Annotated in this window: 21 protein-coding genes and 1 pseudogene; 10 read left to right on the top strand and 12 right to left on the bottom strand. The window is 38.3% G+C overall.

Annotated features, from left to right (window positions below; all coding sequences use genetic code 11):
* Positions 1–174: 174 nt before the first annotated feature.
* On the top strand, positions 175–1,293 hold the full coding sequence (locus ACQ5H4_RS06575; RefSeq protein ID WP_430774166.1) for a CAP domain-containing protein: 1,119 nt from the start codon (positions 175–177) through the stop codon (positions 1,291–1,293).
* Between the two features lie 36 nt (positions 1,294–1,329).
* Here ACQ5H4_RS06575 and ACQ5H4_RS06570 read toward each other — a convergent pair whose 3' ends face one another.
* On the bottom strand, positions 1,330–2,688 hold the full coding sequence (locus ACQ5H4_RS06570; RefSeq protein WP_430774165.1) for an amino acid permease: 1,359 nt from the start codon (positions 2,686–2,688) through the stop codon (positions 1,330–1,332).
* Between the two features lie 155 nt (positions 2,689–2,843).
* Between ACQ5H4_RS06570 and ACQ5H4_RS06565 the strand changes: the two genes are divergently transcribed.
* Together ACQ5H4_RS06565 and ACQ5H4_RS06560 are read left to right on the top strand one after the other, a co-directional pair.
* Entirely contained in the window at positions 2,844–2,978 is a 135-nt protein-coding gene (locus ACQ5H4_RS06565; RefSeq protein ID WP_430774164.1) for a hypothetical protein, read from the top strand.
* Positions 2,979–3,068: 90 nt separating this feature from the next.
* The gene (locus ACQ5H4_RS06560) at positions 3,069–3,734 is read left to right on the top strand and encodes an HAD family hydrolase (RefSeq protein ID WP_430774163.1); all 666 of its coding nucleotides are present in this window, start codon (positions 3,069–3,071) and stop codon (positions 3,732–3,734) included.
* 72 nt (positions 3,735–3,806) lie between these two features.
* Here ACQ5H4_RS06560 and ACQ5H4_RS06555 read toward each other — a convergent pair whose 3' ends face one another.
* The 5 genes and pseudogenes from ACQ5H4_RS06555 to ACQ5H4_RS06535 all read right to left on the bottom strand — a co-directional run bounded on the left by ACQ5H4_RS06555 (position 3,807) and on the right by ACQ5H4_RS06535 (position 8,715).
* Positions 3,807–5,696, bottom strand: coding sequence for a peptidoglycan D,D-transpeptidase FtsI family protein (locus ACQ5H4_RS06555; protein ID WP_430774162.1), 1,890 nt, complete (start codon positions 5,694–5,696; stop codon positions 3,807–3,809).
* Positions 5,697–6,235: 539 nt separating this feature from the next.
* Positions 6,236–6,640: a hypothetical protein gene (locus tag ACQ5H4_RS06550; RefSeq protein WP_430774161.1), complete on the bottom strand. Its 405-nt coding sequence runs from the start codon at positions 6,638–6,640 to the stop codon at positions 6,236–6,238.
* A complete protein-coding gene (locus tag ACQ5H4_RS06545; RefSeq protein ID WP_430774160.1) occupies positions 6,637–7,266 on the bottom strand; it encodes a hypothetical protein in 630 nt (209 codons plus the stop codon). The genes ACQ5H4_RS06550 and ACQ5H4_RS06545 overlap by 4 nt, the downstream gene beginning before the upstream one ends.
* Positions 7,267–7,859: 593 nt before the next feature.
* Positions 7,860–8,549 (bottom strand): annotated as a pseudogene (locus ACQ5H4_RS06540) (DNA alkylation repair protein).
* Entirely contained in the window at positions 8,521–8,715 is a 195-nt protein-coding gene (locus ACQ5H4_RS06535; RefSeq protein WP_430774159.1) for a hypothetical protein, read from the bottom strand. Before ACQ5H4_RS06535 ends, ACQ5H4_RS06540 begins: the two are co-directional and overlap by 29 nt.
* A 159-nt stretch (positions 8,716–8,874) precedes the next feature.
* Here ACQ5H4_RS06535 and ACQ5H4_RS06530 point away from each other — a divergent pair, with 159 nt between their 5' ends.
* From ACQ5H4_RS06530 to ACQ5H4_RS06510, 5 genes are all read left to right on the top strand, one after another.
* On the top strand, positions 8,875–9,303 hold the full coding sequence (locus tag ACQ5H4_RS06530; protein ID WP_430774158.1) for a MarR family winged helix-turn-helix transcriptional regulator: 429 nt from the start codon (positions 8,875–8,877) through the stop codon (positions 9,301–9,303).
* A 17-nt stretch (positions 9,304–9,320) separates the two neighbouring features.
* A complete protein-coding gene (locus tag ACQ5H4_RS06525; RefSeq protein ID WP_430774368.1) occupies positions 9,321–9,950 on the top strand; it encodes a nitroreductase family protein in 630 nt (209 codons plus the stop codon).
* Between the two features lie 120 nt (positions 9,951–10,070).
* Positions 10,071–10,619, top strand: coding sequence for a TetR/AcrR family transcriptional regulator (locus ACQ5H4_RS06520; protein ID WP_430774157.1), 549 nt, complete (start codon positions 10,071–10,073; stop codon positions 10,617–10,619).
* 5 nt (positions 10,620–10,624) lie between these two features.
* Entirely contained in the window at positions 10,625–10,951 is a 327-nt protein-coding gene (locus ACQ5H4_RS06515; RefSeq protein WP_430774156.1) for a DMT family transporter, read from the top strand.
* On the top strand, positions 10,948–11,316 hold the full coding sequence (locus ACQ5H4_RS06510) for a DMT family transporter (RefSeq protein ID WP_430774155.1): 369 nt from the start codon (positions 10,948–10,950) through the stop codon (positions 11,314–11,316). The genes ACQ5H4_RS06515 and ACQ5H4_RS06510 overlap by 4 nt, the downstream gene beginning before the upstream one ends.
* A gap of 17 nt (positions 11,317–11,333) precedes the next feature.
* On the opposite strand, the gene ACQ5H4_RS06505 is transcribed toward ACQ5H4_RS06510, so the two are convergent.
* The 6 genes from ACQ5H4_RS06505 to ACQ5H4_RS06480 all read right to left on the bottom strand — a co-directional run bounded on the left by ACQ5H4_RS06505 (position 11,334) and on the right by ACQ5H4_RS06480 (position 16,449).
* Complete coding sequence (locus tag ACQ5H4_RS06505) at positions 11,334–11,906, bottom strand: hypothetical protein (RefSeq protein ID WP_430774154.1); 573 nt, start codon at positions 11,904–11,906, stop codon at positions 11,334–11,336.
* 9 nt (positions 11,907–11,915) lie between these two features.
* Positions 11,916–12,827: a ParA family protein gene (locus ACQ5H4_RS06500; protein ID WP_430774153.1), complete on the bottom strand. Its 912-nt coding sequence runs from the start codon at positions 12,825–12,827 to the stop codon at positions 11,916–11,918.
* 112 nt (positions 12,828–12,939) lie between these two features.
* Positions 12,940–13,830, bottom strand: a complete 891-nt coding sequence (locus ACQ5H4_RS06495; RefSeq protein ID WP_430774152.1) for a DMT family transporter — start codon at positions 13,828–13,830, stop codon at positions 12,940–12,942.
* A 270-nt stretch (positions 13,831–14,100) separates the two neighbouring features.
* The gene (locus ACQ5H4_RS06490; RefSeq protein WP_430774151.1) at positions 14,101–14,526 is read right to left on the bottom strand and encodes a hypothetical protein; all 426 of its coding nucleotides are present in this window, start codon (positions 14,524–14,526) and stop codon (positions 14,101–14,103) included.
* Positions 14,527–14,665: 139 nt separating this feature from the next.
* Positions 14,666–15,394, bottom strand: coding sequence for a CAP domain-containing protein (locus tag ACQ5H4_RS06485; RefSeq protein WP_430774367.1), 729 nt, complete (start codon positions 15,392–15,394; stop codon positions 14,666–14,668).
* A 296-nt stretch (positions 15,395–15,690) separates the two neighbouring features.
* Positions 15,691–16,449 carry a GNAT family N-acetyltransferase gene (locus ACQ5H4_RS06480; protein WP_430774150.1) on the bottom strand — a complete coding sequence of 253 codons (759 nt, stop codon included), beginning with the start codon at positions 16,447–16,449 and terminating at the stop codon, positions 15,691–15,693.
* Positions 16,450–16,532: 83 nt separating this feature from the next.
* On the opposite strand from ACQ5H4_RS06480, the gene ACQ5H4_RS06475 reads away from it, so the two are divergent.
* Together ACQ5H4_RS06475 and ACQ5H4_RS06470 are read left to right on the top strand one after the other, a co-directional pair.
* The gene (locus ACQ5H4_RS06475; protein WP_430774149.1) at positions 16,533–17,057 is read left to right on the top strand and encodes a DinB family protein; all 525 of its coding nucleotides are present in this window, start codon (positions 16,533–16,535) and stop codon (positions 17,055–17,057) included.
* Between the two features lie 254 nt (positions 17,058–17,311).
* Positions 17,312–18,631 carry a prolyl oligopeptidase family serine peptidase gene (locus ACQ5H4_RS06470; protein WP_430774148.1) on the top strand — a complete coding sequence of 440 codons (1,320 nt, stop codon included), beginning with the start codon at positions 17,312–17,314 and terminating at the stop codon, positions 18,629–18,631.
* Positions 18,632–18,670: the final 39 nt, after the last annotated feature.

Below are 18,670 nucleotides of genomic sequence, written 5' to 3'. Positions count from 1 at the left end.
ACTCCCTCCTTCATTGTTCTATTTTAGAATACAACAAATTTTTCCATTTTCCTGCAAGTTCCTTTTACTAACACGAGGAAAGAAACATCGTTTACAATGGAAATAGGTATGGGCTTTGAAATTGGAAGCTATAATGGAATAGATAGGATTTATGGTAGAAAGTGAGGAGAAAACTTGAGACGACTATTTCTCTTAGTTATATTATTGTTTGGTTTGAATTATTTATGGAATTCGTACGGTAAAGAATTCGGATTAGGTGATATAACTAAGGAACTTAACATACAAGGAGATCATATCGATCTATCTGAACTTTTGAACGACTTATACATGGGTATTGCTAGCAGCATAGGGTTTCTTGAGGAAAAAGTTGAAGAACTGGCTAAGGATCAGCTGCCTTCTGAAAAAGAAGTCCCTTCTCCCGATCTGGAGTCACCCTCCAATCAAGTGTTTTCGATATATAATATCGAACTCGGTGAATCGAAGACAGATATTGAAAATATGTTGGGAGCACCCAAGCGTTCTGAGATGAATGAGTATGGAACGGAATGGCATACGTATCATGAAAATTACCATAACTTTGTCAAAGTTATGTACAATGACCAGCAAGAAGTAATTGGTTTGTACACGAATCAAGATTTGATTTCTTCCACAAACGGAATTAAACTAAATAGTCCAAAACAAACCGTTCGCGACTCATTAGGGCAGCCAATCACTCGATTGCAAAAGGGATTAGTTTTTTATCAGCTACAAGAAGACAGCGATTATGACATGTATGAGATTGATGAAACATACGTGACTTTTTTTTATGATGTGCATGAAGATAATACGGTAACCGCCATTCAAATATTAACTGAAGAGGTTGAAAACAATAAAAAAGCAATCTATTCAGAGCCAAGTGACGCATTAAAAAAAGGATTTGAGTTGCAAATGTTTGATTTGGTTAATGCGACTCGGGTCAATCATGGGCTACAGGTTCTTTCATGGGATGAACATGTGATGCAAACGGCACGGAAGCATAGCACGGACATGGCCGTTAACAACTATTTTGATCATACGAATCTTCAAGGAGAGTCTCCTTTTGACCGAATGGAAGAAGACGGAATAAGGTACACTTTGGCTGGAGAAAATCTTGCGTACGGTCAGTTCAGCAGTATTTTTGCACATGAAGGATTAATGAACTCTTTAGGGCACCGGAAAAATATTATAAAGTCTGGTTTTGAATACTTAGGTGTTGGAGTTGCCTTTAATGAGGAAGCACAGCCTTATTACACACAAAATTATTACGCTAACTAAAAGAAGCGGTCTCCGTATTGAGAGACCGCTTTGTTGTTATTTCTTTGTTTTTAATCGATATCCTACGTAAAGGATAAGAAACCATACAGGTGCTACATATAAGGCTTCTCTCATACCGTCCATGAATGCCATTAACACAATCACAAAAGCTAAGAACACAAGAGCCACATAGTTCGAAAGTGGATGAAGAGGCATTTTAAACGCTAACTTTCCAACCTCTTCCTTTGTTTTTGATTGTCTAAACTTTATTTGCGTGAGTAGTATAATCGTCCAGCTTGTAATGACAGCCACTGTCGCAACTGAAGAAATAAACATAAATACTTTTTCTGGAATAATATAATTAAGAAATACAGCGACTAATAAAAACGAAGCCGAGAATAGTATTCCACGTCTTGGGGTTTGATGTTTGTTTAACTTACCAAAGTATTTAGGGCCATTATTTTGTAGCGATAAATTGTAAAGCATTCTCCCTGTGCTGAACATGCCACTATTAAAGGCAGACAACGCAGCCGTTAACACGACAAAATTGATAATATGTGCAGCGCCTGGTATTCCGATTTTATCAAAAATCAAAACAAACGGACTTCCATTGGATCCCACTTCATTCCAAGGATATAAAATCATCATAATTCCTAAAGCACCAATATAAAAAATTAAAATTCGCCAAACGACATTGTTAATCGCAGACGGAATCGACTTGCGTGGATCCTTCGCTTCACCTGCCGTGATCCCTACTAGCTCAACTCCGCCAAAAGAGAACATCACCAAAACTAAAGATAATAAAATTCCCTCTATTCCATTTGGCATAAATCCGCCATGTGCCCAAAGATTGTCTAGACCCATAGGTTGTCCACCATTTCCAAACCCAAACAAAATTGTCCCTAAGCCAACTAAAATCATTCCGATAATAGCCACAACTTTAATAAGTGCTAACCAAAATTCAAACTCTCCAAAGGCTTTTACATTCATTAAATTAATTAGGGTTACGACAATTAATGTAGCTAGAGCCGTCACCCACTGAGGGATATCTGGAAACCAATAATTCACGTATACGCCGATGACCGTGATTTCGGCCATTCCGACAACCACCCACATAAACCAATACGTCCAGCCAGTAAGGTAGCCCGCAAACGGTCCTAAGTAACGATGAGCATAAGAACTGAAGCTACCAGAAATCGGTTCATCCACTGCCATTTCCCCTAATGCTCTCATGATCGTAAAAATGACAATTCCTCCGATTAAATAAGAGAGAAGAATCGCAGGACCAGCCATTTGAATCGTTGCACTCGATCCATAGAATAAGCCAACTCCAATCGCTCCTCCTAGCGCAATCAGCTGGATATGCCTGTTGTCTAACCCGCGCTGTAACTTCTCACTTTCGTGATGTTTCCCCACAAAATACTCCACCCTTCAAAAACGGTTTATCTTATCAGAATATACAATCAATCCGTACTTTTCCATACGAAAGAAAATTGCCAATATTCTTTTATTATTATTGTTGTATAGAATTTTCCATTTATAAAAATCTATAATAAGGAGGTGTTTTTTGGATGACAAGTAAAAAACAAAGCTCGAATGACATTAAATATAGTATTTGGGAAACTCGTACGGATGAAAAGCATTCCTATAAAGGTAACAAACATAAACAAGCGATTGATCTACCAGATCGTAAAGAAAACAGATAAAATCAATTGAATAAGCCAAAATCGTTATGGGATTTTGGCCTTTTTACAGATATAATGTATTATAACCTATTATCAAAACTGGAGGTAATTATGTATAAAGCAATCATTTTTGATTTTGATGGATTAATTGTTGATACCGAATCCGTTTGGTATGACGTGACCAAGGAGGTCATGCTGGATTACGGTTGTGATTTAAAGCTCGAGAATTTTGCAAAATACATAGGAACAACAGGTGGTGGCTTGTACGACGAACTGAACGCCATGTCCGATCAACCATTTGATCGGGAATTAGTGAAATCTAGAACAAATGAACTTTATCAGCAAAGAAAGGATCAATTTGCTCTTCGTGAGGGAGTGTTAGATTATCTTCAAGCTGCGAAAGAACATGGGTTAAAGATTGGACTTGCCTCAAGCTCGAGTAGAAAATGGGTGGTTGATTACCTTGATAGATTTAAGATTCTAGATTATTTCCAAGTGATCAAAACCTCCGATGACGTTCAAAAAGTTAAACCAGATCCCGAGTTGTATGTACAGGCCCTTCAGGAGCTAGAAGTCGAGCCTAATGAGGCACTTTGCTTTGAAGATTCTTTAAATGGGCTAACAGCTGCAGTTGGAGCTGGACTTCATTGTGTCATCGTCCCCAACCCAGTAACACAATACTTGGACTTTAAAGGTCATGTTCACCGACTTACATCCATGTCTGAACTATCTTTTGACGATTTATTAGACCATTTAACAAAAAAGCAACACAAATAACGTGGAATAAGCCAGTTCCTTTTTGAAGGGAAACTGGCTTATTTTAAAACCAGCATCCAATTAGACGCCGGCTCACTTATTTTCAAAGTAAAAATCAAGTATTCTCTTTCCGATATATTTATTAATTCCGCTGCTATCATTTTCTGCATTGGGCACAACGATCGAGATTGCGATTTCGGGATTGTCATAGGGTGCATAGCCAACTAATGTTAAGTTATAGTTGTAGCCACCCTTTCCATCTGACACCTGAGCCGTCCCTGTTTTACCGGCTGGATCATAGGTGACCCCTTTAAAGTAGGACGCTGCGGTTCCTTTTGATCCGATCATCACTCGGCGGAATCCTTCTTGTACGCGTTCAATATAAGATAAGTCCATATCCACCGTGTTTAACACATTGATTTCAAACTCTTCAATCACTTCACTTGACTCACCACTTTCGTGATCCGGCTCGCGTACCTCCTTCATCAAGTGAGGCTGCACTCTTTTTCCATCATTTGCGATGGTAGAAACGTATTGTGCTAGTTGAAGAGGCGTGTACGTATCAAACTGTCCAATAGCAAAATCCATTAAGTTTCCTAATTGCTGAACCCCGCCATTATAGCCCGTTGCTTCACTCGGAAGATCAATTTCCGTTTTTACTCCTAAACCGAATTGGTTGAAAAACTTTCTCATGGTTGCATATGCTTCATCAGGATCGTGAAAGCCTTCTTTCTCCGTATAATCATAGTTTCCTATTTTCATGGCGATGTGGAACATATACACATTTGAAGATCGCTCGAGAGCGGTAAGGTCATTAATGGTCCCCATATTCTGATATGACTTCTTCGTTGGAGTGCCAGCAATTTTAATCGGACTGTCTAGGAAAGTATCTCCTGGAGATATTACTCCTGTTTCATAACCCGTTAACACGGTTGCTCCTTTGACCGCAGAACCCATTGCATAGGCATTATATAATGCTCCGTATGTTTCATCGTTTATAGAACCATTTTCTTCACTTTTTCCAGCAATCGCAAGAATTTCACCTGTTTGTGGATTGGTTACGACCGCATATGCTTCCCTTGCACCACTATCTTTTTTCAACTCTTCCTCTATGATTTTCTCCGCTTCCTGCTGAAGGGCTAAGTCAATGGTAAGAATCAAGTCCTTTCCAGATTCCCCAGGGGTCACTTCCCCTTCAATCAGGTTACCTGTCTTATCTTGAACATACGTTTGTTCTTCCTTGGTCCCTCTAAGCCAGGTTTCGTATTGTTGCTCAATAAAGCTTGTACCAACAAGGTCACTCAATTCGTACCCGTTACTTTTATACGTATCGGCTGCTTCTTCTGGAATCTGTCCCACATTGCCAAAAAGCTGACGAAGCGTATTTTCGTATACATATTTTCGGGTCGAGTCCACTTTGACCTCGAAACCAGGAAGTTCTTCAAGACGTTCATTAATGATGGCCATTTCTTCCGTCGTTAATCCCATCTTAATTCGTTTGATTGAAGAACTATCCACATCCATTTCTCTTTTAATCACAAGAACTTCCATTTCCTCAGTTGTGATGGTCGCTAACTCTTCTTCCGTAATTCGCTCCAAAATCAGTTGATACTCTTCATTGTCATCTAAGTTTGCTTGTTCTTCTGCGGTCACCTTCGCGTATGCTTCTTCTTTTCTAGTGAAAATCCAATAATCTTTTTGGTCTCGCTCTTTTACATTTTCTGTACTTACTTGGATTAATCCAGCAATCTTTTGTGCCAATTCAAGCCGTTCCTGCTGGTTGTGCTCGTTGGAAGGGTTAATGTACGTTAATGTGAAAATGGCCTCGTTTTCCACCAAAACATTTCCATCACGGTCATATATCTTTCCGCGAGGAGTCGTCCAGGAATAAACAGTGGTCGTCGTCTCTTCACTTTCCTTCGCGTATTCCTCTCCTTGAACAATTTGAATTTCCCCCAGGCGAATAATCAAAGTCGAAAACAATAAAAAGACCACAAAAAAGAGCATATTCATCCGACTAAACAGTATCTTATTTTTCCTCTTCTCCCTCATAACTGCTTGTAAGTGCTCCTTTCCTAAAAAAGGGAATCGTGCCCCAATTTATCATTCATACGTGTATGATATCGTGAAAATATGAACAAATTATGACGAAAGTTTTACTGGAGAATGAAGGTTTTGATGGCTGGTTTTGGGATCATTTGGTTTTTCATATGATGAAGTTCATTTACTTGCGGAATCTTAGAGGAAATGATGTTCATATCCTTGATGAACGTCATTTGGATGGGGGATTCTTGATAAAATGATGTTCAGACCCTAGATGAAGGCCATTAGCTAAATCATTCTTAAGATAACGGTCTTCATAGCGTGGATGAAGACCGTTAGAATTCAGTTATTATTAAAAAGTGGTCTTCATCAACCGTATGAAGACCACTAGCAAGGAGATTCCTTTTGATAACGGTCATCATTATCCAATAATTAGAATAGCCTCTCACAACTTCACCGCGGGACTACCACCTTGACACTTAAACAGCTACATTCTGCAGATACATATGCAATTTTTTCTTCATTTCATTCGAGTCGTTCATTTTCTCTGTGAAATTCATAAAAGATATTTCGTCTCCCTCATCGAGAGCTTGATTGATTTTATATTGAAAATAATTTATCTTAAGATCCACATCTAACAAGGAAATCAATTGTTCTTTTGTAAAGTACCATTCTATATCTTCCACAGCCATGTAAAATGAGAAGCTTTGATTGATGATCACTAATGCATACCATCCATTGATAACGGTGTATTTCCGCTCAGGAGTAATTTCGATAATGTCGCCCCTGTGAATGGTGACTACCTCGCTATGGTCCTCATCTGGGCAGAAGCAGTCAACTTGATGGTCAAATGTTTTTACAGCAATATAAGGTGTTGGTTTCATAATCTTCTCTCCCAGCTTTCATGTTTAGTTTCCTTCAAATCATTCACATACTGTTGACCGAGAGTGAGATCCTCGATCGTCGGAGAATATTCATACTCTTTGCCGTCCAACAATGTTACAATTTGAACCTTGTCAGGTAGTTTTCCGTAAACATTTACCGAATGAACGGACATCATTAATTGATAAAGTTTAATCAAATGATCAACTGCCATTAATAAATATTTCTTCATACTGTATAATTTACTCGAATATTCTGTCAACTCTATATTTACGAAAAATGAATATTCCCCTTCCTCTATTACCCCTTTTTGATGATGGTATAAATAGAGCTGTGGTACTTGTTTAGCCTCACTTGAGAGGAAAGTAAGTAAGTGATCGGTAATCTTTTCCATTACGACACAGTAATGAGTGACAGATTCAAATCCTTCTATGTTCAAATTCTTTCGGTATGTATCAATCAATTTCATAATGCTAATAGAATTTTGTATGTTTCTAGGCAGTTGAAAATAATGTTGAACGACCTGATTAATCATAAGTTGAACTCCATGTCTCCAACAGGGCTTTACACTAGAATCATTTACATGATAGGGGCTATGAATAAACGACTCTAATAGACGTTTGGTCATAAAGAAGTCCTCCTTTTTAATTTTCTAACTCATCTTCAAATAAACCGCAACATGGACAAGGTTCCATGTGGTCACTTAAATCTGTTTGTTTTTCTATAAAACCGCACCATTCACACGTGAGGATAGTCATTGATCTTGTTCCCTCCGGTTATAGGATATAGTTATAATTGAAAATGATTATCATTAACATTGACTTAACTACATATTAATTGATAATGATTATCAATGTCAAGGAGAGTTGCTTTTTTATTAATACAAAAAACCAGTATACAGTGATACTGGCCATTTTCTTTTATATAAATTTATTACAACCCCGTCTTCCATTTGAATAACAGGTAGCAATGGATGATCAAGATAATTTTCAAAGCCAACAAATCAAACAGCCTTGTTCCTATTCAAGAATAATAATCCATCTGGCCGGTAAATGGATGTAGGATCATCTCTCCTGGGAGTCCTTCTTTTAGAGGTTTTTTTTGTATCCTTTCATTTGAAGCCTCCAACCTACTTTATTGTCAAAGAAATCTTTTGGATATCGGTTGGAGATCATCTTATCATTTTCACTATACATAAATATTTCTCCTTTAAAATAATTATCAACAAATACAGGTCTTCCGCTTCATACCGACTCGATTCATATTTTCCACCTTTTCAATATAATCAAAAGCCATGGGTACCTTACATGCGGTATTTCCCACATCTACATGCACCTTTCCAATATGCTCGGCTACCTGCTTTGCTTCCTCTTTTAATTCGGTTACATATGTACCTACTGCAATCACAAATCCATTCATAACATAACGAACACGGTTTCTTTCGCTATGAATGGTATTTTTCACTTGATTCAATAACTCTCTGATTTCCGATATATTTAATTTCTCGTCAGGAGTGATAGATAAATAGTTCGCGTACGTACTCCATCCACAAACTGCGATCATTTCATCCTCGGCTCTCATCCACTCTCTTGCTAGCTCAACTGCAAAATCACTTTCAGCAGCTACACCCGCTACAGTATATTCTGAAATCATATACCAATAGGCTTTCTTTGCCCATTTTTATATGGTTTCTTTTGTAATCATCCTCGGGTTGATGGAAAGACCAGCCAAATACATCGCATCATGTTTCCCTAAATTGTATAATTGAAGTGCCAATTCATGGTCTTTTTTCACAAACTTTACTAATTTTTTTAAATCTCCTATCTTTACTCCGAAATAGGGCTCCTTTACCCCGTGGTATTCATAAATCCTCTTGGTTTGCTCAGACCCTAATTCTTTCAGTATTTCCATAGCTAGTTTGTTCTTTCACAAAATGAAAATTCCTCGCTTCATAAAAAGGAATGCCCTTTTCGTTTGCTTTTGAAACGGAAACCCAATGCTTTGGTTCAACGATGAGTCCACTACCAATCGCTATATCACTCCCCTCCTTTTGTAACTTTTCTACAATTCCGTTCACTATTCCTGCTCTTTGGTTTCTTACCTATGCTGTTATAAAATAAAATTTGTATTTTCTGAAAAAATGCATATGTCTTGATTTCAAAATATGTTCATATTATGATTGACTGGTCAATAATTGATACCTCAACGAATTTATTCTGGTAATGGAGGCTTGGAAATGACTCATTCCATACCCGATCAAGAGCATATTTTGTTTTTGCTAAAAGAGCTTAGTAATCATATGGGCCCGAAGTTTGAGCGTAATACTCAGATTAGCTTATCTAGATATGAATTGTTGCATCAATTGTATCAGGTGGATGAGATCAAACAGTCTTCCTTGCAAAAGGTGGTTAATATTGATCATGCAGCCATCACAAGACATTTGAAACAGTTGGAATCGGAAGGAATGGTTACTAGACGAAGAAATCCCTCTGACAATCGAGAAACATTTGTCCAATTAACCCATGAAGGGCGCGAACGCATAGTTACCTGCCAATCAGATAAGCTAAGCTTTATCAATCAAATGTTCCATGATTTTTCGGAGGCAGAATTACGTTCAATAGTAACCATGCTAACCCGGATTCAAAAGAACATAAAAGAATATTAAAAAAGGATAGTGATTTCATCATGAAAAATACGGATTTTAAAGAAATTTTACACGGACGTCGTTCGGTAAAAACTTATGACCCTAATGTAAAAATCAGCCACGAGGAAATGACAGATATTTTAACAGAAGCAACTACTGCTCCATCTTCGATCAATATGCAGCCATGGAGATTTGTTGTAGTGGATACGCCTGAAGGAAAAGAACAAATGTTAAAGCTTGCTCAATTTAATTCATCTCAAGTAACGACTTCTGCAGCAGTAATTGCCGTATTTGGAGATATGAACAGTATCGAGTATGCGGAAGAAATTTACGGAAAGCAAGTAGAACAAGGGTTTATGCCGGAAGATGTGAAAGAGAAGCTTCTAGCTATGTACGCTCCTCTTTATAAAAACATGCCGGCTCAATCAATGAAAGAATTGGTATTAATAGATGCTAGTCTTGTATCGATGCAAATCATGCTTGTTGCCCGTGCCCACGGATATGACACAAACCCAATCGGTGGTTTCGATAGAGAATTGATTGCTGAAGCATTAGGTTTAGATAAAGACCGTTATGTTCCAGTGATGCTTATTTCAATCGGAAAAGCAGCAGTCGAAGGTCGCCCTTCTTATCGATTACCGGTAGATACGGTTACTAGTTGGAAGTAGTTTTTTGACACCAAACCTATTATGGGTTTGGTTTTTTTTTTTGTTAAATTTTACTTTGACAATAAAACCGTCCAGACGGTACAATAAATGTAATGAATTTTTTCCAAGGAGAGAATAACAATGGACTCAAAAGCGAATCAAAAGCGCCGGCTGATCTTACAAACTGCCATTCAAATCATTCTTGAACATGACTTTAATGCCCTCACGTTAGACGCGGTGGCAAAAGAAGCGGGTATTAGTAAAGGCGGTTTGTTATACCACTTTCCAAATAAAGAAAGTTTAATTAAGGGTTTAGCAAAATTTGTATTTGAGGAGCTTTATGTGAATTTTGATCAATTTGCGGAAAAGGATTTACAGAAATCTGGAAAATGGACTCGTGCCTTGATTGAAGCGTCCAAAACGGATTTAGAGCAAAATGCTGAGTTAAATGTAGGGGTTTTCGCCGCATCTTACCTTGATCCCCATTTAGCAAACGACATTTCAAAAGGGTATCAGTCGATTCTAACAAAAATAGAAAACGACGGTATCGATCCAGTAACGACCACCATTATTCGCTTAGCCTTAGACGGTCTGTATTACTCAAAAATGCTTAACATTGCTCCATTAGAAAAAGAACGTCAAGATGAAGTGTTTCAACAGTTATTTGCGATGACGGAAAAGAAGGAGTAACTACTATGAATGCGTATGTTCTTTTGATCGTTTCAATACTCTTCGAAGTGTTTGGTAGTTCTATGCTTAAAGCGACCAATGGGTTTAAAAAACTCCTCCCTACCCTTGGTCTCGTGATTGGTTATGGATTGGCTTTTTATTGCTTATCCCTTTCACTACAAACCTTATCACTCGGTGTGGCCTACGCCGTTTGGGCCGGTTTAGGTACCGCCCTGACTGCACTTGTTGGTGTCTTCATTTATAAAGAACATTTTAATAGGAAAAAAGCATGGGGCATCCTGCTCATTATCGGTGGAGTAATCCTATTAAATATTGGAGGTACTCATTCATGAAAGGTTATTTATTCTTATCCATTTCCATTATTTCTGAACTAGTGGCTACTTCCTTACTAAAACTGTCAGATGGAATGAGTGTTTTGCTCCCTTCAGTGGGTGTTGCGGTCGGTTACGGTCTAGCATTCTATTTTTTATCCCTTTCATTAAAGACAATACCTCTCAGTTTGGCTTATGCGATTTGGTCTGGTGTAGGGACCGCTTTGACTGCCTTGATTGGTGTTATATTTTGGGGTGAAGTTCTTACGATCCTTATGCTAGTGGGAATAGTTTTTATTATTGGCGGGGTTGTACTGTTAAACTCTTCGAAAGAGATGGAAGAGGTTCAAGATCAAATGAATACAAGTATAGGGCTGGACAGATAAGCGCTCCAGCCCTTTTTTTATCTATCTCTTATTCCCTTCCCCCTCAATCTTGCTCCGACTACAGACTCCACAATTCTTGATTGAATGTCTTTCTTCTTATTGTTCGGATCGACGTACACATTTAGTGATTTGGCTAACTTTATTAAGTTTACTTTGGTTTTAAGAGTGCCATGGTTATTAATAAATGTTTTACCGTCCTTAATGGTGTCCATTTTTTCAAGCCGCTGCTGGATTTCTAGGAACTCCGTTGACTCCTCTGGAACTTTTACAGTTGAAATCCCAAAATAGTCGACTATTTTATTCGTAATTATCGCTTTTGTATCAGTTGATTTCGTAGAAATTTGAAAGTATCTACAAATGGATAGGAGAGACTTTTTCGTATGAGTTTTAAAAATCTGTTCAATGTCTTTTAAATGTTCTGCTTTATGAATCTCTTCTCTAATTTGCTCATAAGGATGGCTTTCGGTTGACAGTTCTACATATTGGAGGGTTGCTTTACCTGTACTAAGCTTTTCAATCTGCTCATCAGACAAATGCTTCATGGTATCTAACATCAACTGAAGTATTTCTTCAACATTCTTTTTCGACATATTCTCCTCCTATAAATTAGCCAGCTGCTGTACTTCTATCGCAAGATTTTGAATCTCTTTAATCACATCTTCCTGCTGCTTAGTGACCTTCTTTAACACCACTGGAATGCCAGACTCAGGTGCATCCGCGTACAATGTTTTATTTTCGCGCAGATAAGATGTAAATATATGAAAGTCATTTCTCACTTGCCTCATGTATTCTTGTTGAATGGTAATCGGTTTCTTCCCATTGGTGGAGATCATCGTAAACACCACGCCAAGCATCTCTGGAGAAATTTCCGTCAACAGGTTGGCATCCCCTTGGCGAAGATGGTGATTATATTTATCTTTTAAAATATGAATATGCCGGATAAGAGTATGAATTCCAAGCGTTGATAAATAATCTGCTTTCGCAGGAACTATATAATAATCGCTTGCGACCATTGCGTTCTGCGTCACAATATTAAAATTTGGTGGGCAATCGATTAAGATCACATCATACTCCTCTCTAAGAGAATCTAGATTCCTTTTTAAAAGCGATAACACACGTAAATAATTTCCTCGAATCGCCCGATCCGTCGGTCCACCGAGTCTACTTGATAACTCCATATCCACATGAATCAATTCTAAGTGAGAACAAATAAGATCTATTTTTCCATCTGGATTAAAAAATGAATGCAGCCGGTTGTTCACTTGATAAGGAGTGATAATCGAATTTCTCAAGGGAGCGTTTGTGTTGTGATCTAAAAATTCATCATACCAGTCCTTGATCGTTCGTTTCTGTTGGTCCAAATTCCGCCACTCTTCAAAACTTACAAACGAAAGTGTTAAGTTCGCTTGCGGATCTAAATCAATCAGTAACACTCTCTTCCCCTGATGCGCGAGTTCCGCCGCTAGGTTTGATGTAACCGTTGTCTTCCCTACTCCACCCTTATAATTCATGATTGAAATTATCCCAAATTCATCGCCTCCTGTGGTCCGTTCATAGTCTCACAGTTTTATGTATATGCGAGGGATTTTTTCTACATGTAAAAAAGACCTAACCTTTCATTGATTAAGTCCCTTGATAACCATTTTGAGAGCTGGGCATATCCTTTGGTTTAAAAGACCAATTCACAAAGAAAATGCCTAGTATTATTAAACCACCACCGATGTAAACGTACCAATCCACTACCTCGTCCAATAACATCCAACCTGTGAGCACTCCAAAAAACGGTGCTAAAAACAGAAATGCACTCGTCTTGCCTGGATCGCTTTGGTTTAAGAGGTAAAACCAGACGGCAAACTGGACGATCGATGCCATGATCGCTAGCCATAGGATGATAAAGATGGACGTCGGATGAAAGACGAGTTTAGGAGTTTCCATCGTTACCCCCATAATTAATAGAAGAATCCCTCCAAACAGCATCTGATAAGCCGTTAAGACCCATACATTAAAACGTTGTCCCCACGCTTTGATTAGTACTGTAGCTGTGGCCCATGAGATGGCCGCTCCAAGTCCAAGTAATGTGCCCTCCTGTAGTTGTAAATGAAAGCCTAGGGTAATAAACACACCGGCAAAACCTAAAATAACCCCAAGCCACTGTAGCACTTCGTATTTTCCACCTAAGAAAAGTGTACTTAGAATGACTACCATTAACGGATTACTAAAGGTGAGAATGGATGATTCACCTGCTGTGATCGTTCGTAGACTTAGGAAAATACAACCCATGACTCCCGCAGTTTGGAAAAAACCTACTAGAATCACTCGAGCCCAGTCGAGAGTTTTGCGTGGAAGTGGCTTTTTCATTACAAATAATGCCATGATCATGCCTGCGATCGTAAACCGTAGGCCCACTAACAAGAGTGGAGATACATACGCGAGTCCGATTTTTCCCACTGTAAAAGAGGAACCCATTAGAAAAGTAGTAAGGATGACAAGGCTACCGAATAGGATAGGATTCATATGTAAGGTCACTTCCTTTTGGTATTAAAGCTATTCCCTAACATTATATAGTAATCTATTCATTTATACCGGGATTAGGTTGATGACTACCTAAGGATTGTTCGTAGAAGCGAGAAATGGTCCTCATTGGCGTTATGAAGACCGTAACGGTGGCTTCTATTTAGACAAATGGTCTTCATCTGAATTTTGAAGACTATTCCCAAGGTTAGGAACTACAAGAACGGTCTTTATTTTGGATATGAACGTCCTTCTTTTCGGCCAAACCACCCATTACCCAGACATCAACCCTTTCTTACTCCGATATAACGCTGGAACGATAGTATGAGATTCCTCGATTCCATAAATATCTTCTATATAAGGGACCATCTGTTTTAGCTGGTCATTTAGTTGATACAGTAATTGTTTGCGTCTTTCGATTTCATCGCTGTCTGCGCTGTCCATCCAAGTGGATGCTCGCACCCATGAACGCATAAGTCGATCTAACTCTTCGATGTTTTGGTAAATCGCAGACAACGAGTATTGTAGTTGTTTTTTTGCCAGGGGGGATTGTTGCAAGTTTGATAGTGTTGAGTATAATACTATGTTTGCTCCATTCAGCAGAGGGGTCATTTGTTGTTCTATAGGGGTATGATTAACCGGAAATTCTTTGAGCAATTCTTGAATCATTCGATAGCTTTTCCATACATGCTTTAACATGTTAACACCCTCCTAAATATTAACTACTCGTCTGAATGACCATCAATTCTTACATTGTATGTTAAGGACAATCTATCTTATGTCAACGAAGGTGCACTAAAAAGAGCGTATCATTCAGATACGCTCGACAAATCATCATTTATTTACCGATAAACATTTGTGTCCAATAATTCCCAGACTCTACATATCCCACACCAATGTAGTTGAAGTTTGCACTCAAGATATTTTTACGATGACCTTCACTATTCATCCATGCTTGTACCACTTCTTCTGGAGTTCTTTGTCCCATCGCAATGTTTTCACCTGCATATTGATAAGAAACGCCAAACTGCTTCATCATATCAAAAGGTGAACCGTACGTTGGGCTTGTATGACTAAAATAGCCATTCTTTGACATATCCAATGACTTTTCACGAGCCACTTTTCTCAAAGCTGTATCCACTTTTAAAGCCGCTAAGCCGTTTTTCGCACGCTCTTGGTTCGTCAGATCAACTACTTTTTGTTCATACGCGCTTAATCCGCTTGTTGTTTGAGTAGTTTGAGTTGGTTCGGTGGTTGTCGTTGGCTGTTGAGCCGGTTGTGTTGTTGTTTCGGTAGTAGGTTGCTGCGTCTCAACTGTTGGTTGAGTTGGCTGTTCTGTTTCAGTCGTTGTCGTTGTCGTTGTATTTGTATTAAACTTGATTCCAAGATTAGCAAAATACTTTTGTAAGTAACTATTTAATTCATTTAAATTAGAACCTTGATACACGTAAACCTTCTGTTTTTGAACGTTCGTTGTATTTTCAGCCGCACTTGCTTTTTCTGCCATTGGACTTGCTACGGCTAATGCTGCCGCTGCTGCCACTGTAAGAATGATTTTTTTCTTCATCATGTGTTCTTCCTCCTAAAATCTATTGGTCGTTCATGACAAATTCATCGTATCATACGATTTTTGTCATATTTCAGGAAGGATTTGGAAGGTATTCAAAATCATCTTACAATTTTCCTTATTTATTCCTCAAATACTTGATTTCATAAGGGATTTCATATTATTTAATACTCTTCTATAAATCTACCAAATACTTGAAAAATTACCAACATATATACTAGAAATTAGGGTTGACTACTATTTGATTTGGTTCCATTTTTAACAAATATTTCAGTATAATGTCATAGATGAAGTTTTTATGATTTGTACACTTTCGTTGCTTCATATTGGAAGTCAATCAATTGGTAATTTTGTCTTTGATACATGTTTCTGGGCGTATCACTACCTTCCGCCACTAAAATAACCGTTTTATCTGAATAATGTTCCATGACATATTTTTGCAGCCTACTACCGATCCCTTTTCGTTGATAATCAGGTTTTACCGAAAAATCATCGATTTCAACTGTGCCTTCAGTTAAAATTACATGTACAGAACCCACTGGTATTCCTTTGTAATAAGCCAGCAACTGGACGATTTTAGGATCTTCTAAGAATCGCTTATATAATGCAATCTTTTGCTCGGCAAAGTTTGTTCCAAATTGAATATCCTGCTGGTATTGTAAGGATAAAAAGTCTTCAACATTCGTATTGTTTACTGGTTTGATGCTTATATCCGGGTGATTTTCTACACGAGGAAACAAGCTTGGTTGCAAGGAGTATAATTCCATTTTTTCTACATCAAATTCATTTTCAGTTAATACACTCTTTATGTGGTCAGGGATTTCTCCCCCAGTTGGAAAATAAAACTTCACATGCTTTTGACCATTTTTGGTATGAAACTCTCGTAAATATTTAATATCACGCAAGAACTCTTCTTGTGACACCCATGTTTTGTATTCGATAAAATTACTATTATATCTTGATAGCATTTCTGGATAATGGATATGCGTGAATGTCTCTGTCTCGTGTATATTATGACCTACTTTATGAATATCTTTGAACGTGATTGCTGCCATAAAAGTCTCTCCCTATGTAAAAGTATATATTTTAATTATACAATGTTCCCAGATTCCTGGTATATTCGGAAAGGAGAAAAGTTATGAATTTTACACTCGAAGAAGCGATAGAGGTATTGGAAAAAACACCCCACACCCTAGAAACGTTCCTTCTTAATTTATCGGAGGGCTGGCTCGTAAGTTGTGAAGGAGAAGGAACATGGAATGCCGTAGAAGTCATTGATCATCTGATTGAGGGAGAAAAAACAAATTGGATTCCTCGTTTACAAATGATCCTAGAAGACGGTAAAAGCAAACCCTTTCCCCCATTTGACCGCTTTGCCCACTTAGACCAAAAGTCTGAGCAAAGTTTGAAGGAAAAGTTTACAGAGTATAAAAGATTGAGAGAGCAAAATATCAAAAAGCTGAAAGAATTGGTTGATCCAGAGGAACATCTTGAGTTAACTGGCATCCATCCTGCTTTTGGTGTGGTAAAGGTAAGAGAGTTGATTTCCGCATGGGTCGTACATGATCTAACCCATATGGCACAAATTGTACGTGTGATGGCCAAAAGATACCAAACCGATGTTGGTCCGTGGAAGGATTATTTAGGGATTTTGAGAAAGTAATTCGCTGTTGATCTTCATTATTAGGTAATACGACTCTTGCTAATTTAATATTTATCTTAATTTTCTGAATGTAAAAAAAATTACTCGTAAACACAAAAAATTGCTATACATCAGCCCTTATCCTATCGTCCTCTTCATGATAATCTTTATTTGTAAGGGCTTACATAACATCTGATAGAGGAGGAATCATCTTTTTTCCTAATGTAGTGTTTCTGTGCCCATACTTGTTAACACAAAGGAGGAAAAAGAAGAACATGTTAAAAACAATGAAAAAACGTGTGAAATCCGCTATGATGGTAACTTTTGCTGCTGCCATGACTTTTTCATTCACCATTGATGCATCCGCCGCTAAGCAATTAGACACAAACTCGTCCACTTATCGAACCGTCACAGAAATTGAAGACTGGGGCGCCGCTATTACAAAGGTCATCGTCAACCTTAACACCCCTATCCCCCAGAATTCGGTCACAAAAGATACGTTTAACGTTCATGTGAAAAGAAGTGACGACAGATTGGCCAATCCCTTTTTAGAGGAAGGCTATCGAACGGTCACCAACGCTTTCGTTTCCGATGAGAAAGGAAACCCTGCTGTGAGAGGGAAATATGTTGTATTAGAAATGGAGATAGGACCAACTGTTACATTAGGATCCGCTCTGAATTATTATCGATTTAACGACTGGGTTGATAGTGAATATACAATTTCGCAAGTGAAGGATATTGTATACAATTCAGGAAAGATTTCAGGATTAGTTGTAACTTCAAGTGATGGAGGAACGAGAGGGTTAGTTGACGATTTCTCATCCGGAAGTTTCACACATGAAGATACGACTTTAACTTATGCAAACTATGAACCTCAAAAAACGAAAGGAAAAGAAAAGAATCCACTAGTTATTTGGTTGCACGGTGGTGGTGAAGGTGGAACAGATACCACTATCCCTCTTTCAGCTAATAAAGCTACTGCCTTTGCATCCGAAGAAATCCAGGCCTACTTTGATGGCGCTCATGTGTTAGCACCTCAAACACCAACTAGATGGATGCAAGGTGTTACAGGCTCTGCTGATGGAACCTCTATCTATCAAGAGGCTCTTATGGCTTTAATTGAAGATTATGTGGCCAATCATAAAGATGTAGATCCAAATCGCATCTACATTGGTGGTGCCTCGAACGGCGGATATATGACCATGCTAATGGCTCGTGATTATCCAGGATACTTTGCGGCAGCCTACCCTGTCTGTGAAGGTTTAAATAACTCGTTAATCACGGACGAAGATATTCAGGCTCTGAAACAAACTCCAATTTGGTTTGTACACGCGAAAAACGACACCACTCTTCGACCTGAACAAAATACTATACCAACGTATAACCGTTTACTTGAAGCCGGTGCGACCAATGTTCATCTGTCATTGTTTGAAGATGTACATGACACATCAGGATTATATAAAAACGCAGATGGTACTCCATACCAATACCCTGGACATTGGTCTTGGATCTATGTATACAACAACGAACCAACTACGATGATCGACGGAAAAAAAACAACCATTATGGAATGGATGGCTGCTCAGTCGAAATAATATTTTAGTAGAAAAATGCATTCTAATTAAAGAGTGCAT

The sequence above is a fragment of the Bacillus coreaensis genome (assembly GCF_050586445.1).
Lineage (GTDB): Bacteria > Bacillota > Bacilli > Bacillales > Cytobacillaceae > Robertmurraya_A > Robertmurraya_A coreaensis.
The sequence above is the reverse complement of the archived record's forward strand: the minus strand, read 5'-3'. Positions and strand labels throughout refer to the sequence as shown.

Coding starts and splice junctions, on each gene's coding strand:
- ACQ5H4_RS06475 (WP_430774149.1), top strand. CDS start 16,533: ATGAATTTTACACTCGAAGAAGCGATAGAGGTATTGGAAAAAACACCC.
- ACQ5H4_RS06565 (WP_430774164.1), top strand. CDS start 2,844: ATGACAAGTAAAAAACAAAGCTCGAATGACATTAAATATAGTATTTGG.
- ACQ5H4_RS06470 (WP_430774148.1), top strand. CDS start 17,312: ATGTTAAAAACAATGAAAAAACGTGTGAAATCCGCTATGATGGTAACT.
- ACQ5H4_RS06510 (WP_430774155.1), top strand. CDS start 10,948: ATGAAAGGTTATTTATTCTTATCCATTTCCATTATTTCTGAACTAGTG.
- ACQ5H4_RS06545 (WP_430774160.1), bottom strand. CDS start 7,266: ATGACCAAACGTCTATTAGAGTCGTTTATTCATAGCCCCTATCATGTA.
- ACQ5H4_RS06520 (WP_430774157.1), top strand. CDS start 10,071: ATGGACTCAAAAGCGAATCAAAAGCGCCGGCTGATCTTACAAACTGCC.
- ACQ5H4_RS06550 (WP_430774161.1), bottom strand. CDS start 6,640: ATGAAACCAACACCTTATATTGCTGTAAAAACATTTGACCATCAAGTT.
- ACQ5H4_RS06515 (WP_430774156.1), top strand. CDS start 10,625: ATGAATGCGTATGTTCTTTTGATCGTTTCAATACTCTTCGAAGTGTTT.
- ACQ5H4_RS06485 (WP_430774367.1), bottom strand. CDS start 15,394: ATGAAGAAAAAAATCATTCTTACAGTGGCAGCAGCGGCAGCATTAGCC.
- ACQ5H4_RS06495 (WP_430774152.1), bottom strand. CDS start 13,830: ATGAATCCTATCCTATTCGGTAGCCTTGTCATCCTTACTACTTTTCTA.
- ACQ5H4_RS06500 (WP_430774153.1), bottom strand. CDS start 12,827: ATGAATTATAAGGGTGGAGTAGGGAAGACAACGGTTACATCAAACCTA.
- ACQ5H4_RS06490 (WP_430774151.1), bottom strand. CDS start 14,526: ATGTTAAAGCATGTATGGAAAAGCTATCGAATGATTCAAGAATTGCTC.
- ACQ5H4_RS06480 (WP_430774150.1), bottom strand. CDS start 16,449: ATGGCAGCAATCACGTTCAAAGATATTCATAAAGTAGGTCATAATATA.
- ACQ5H4_RS06560 (WP_430774163.1), top strand. CDS start 3,069: ATGTATAAAGCAATCATTTTTGATTTTGATGGATTAATTGTTGATACC.
- ACQ5H4_RS06530 (WP_430774158.1), top strand. CDS start 8,875: ATGACTCATTCCATACCCGATCAAGAGCATATTTTGTTTTTGCTAAAA.
- ACQ5H4_RS06505 (WP_430774154.1), bottom strand. CDS start 11,906: ATGTCGAAAAAGAATGTTGAAGAAATACTTCAGTTGATGTTAGATACC.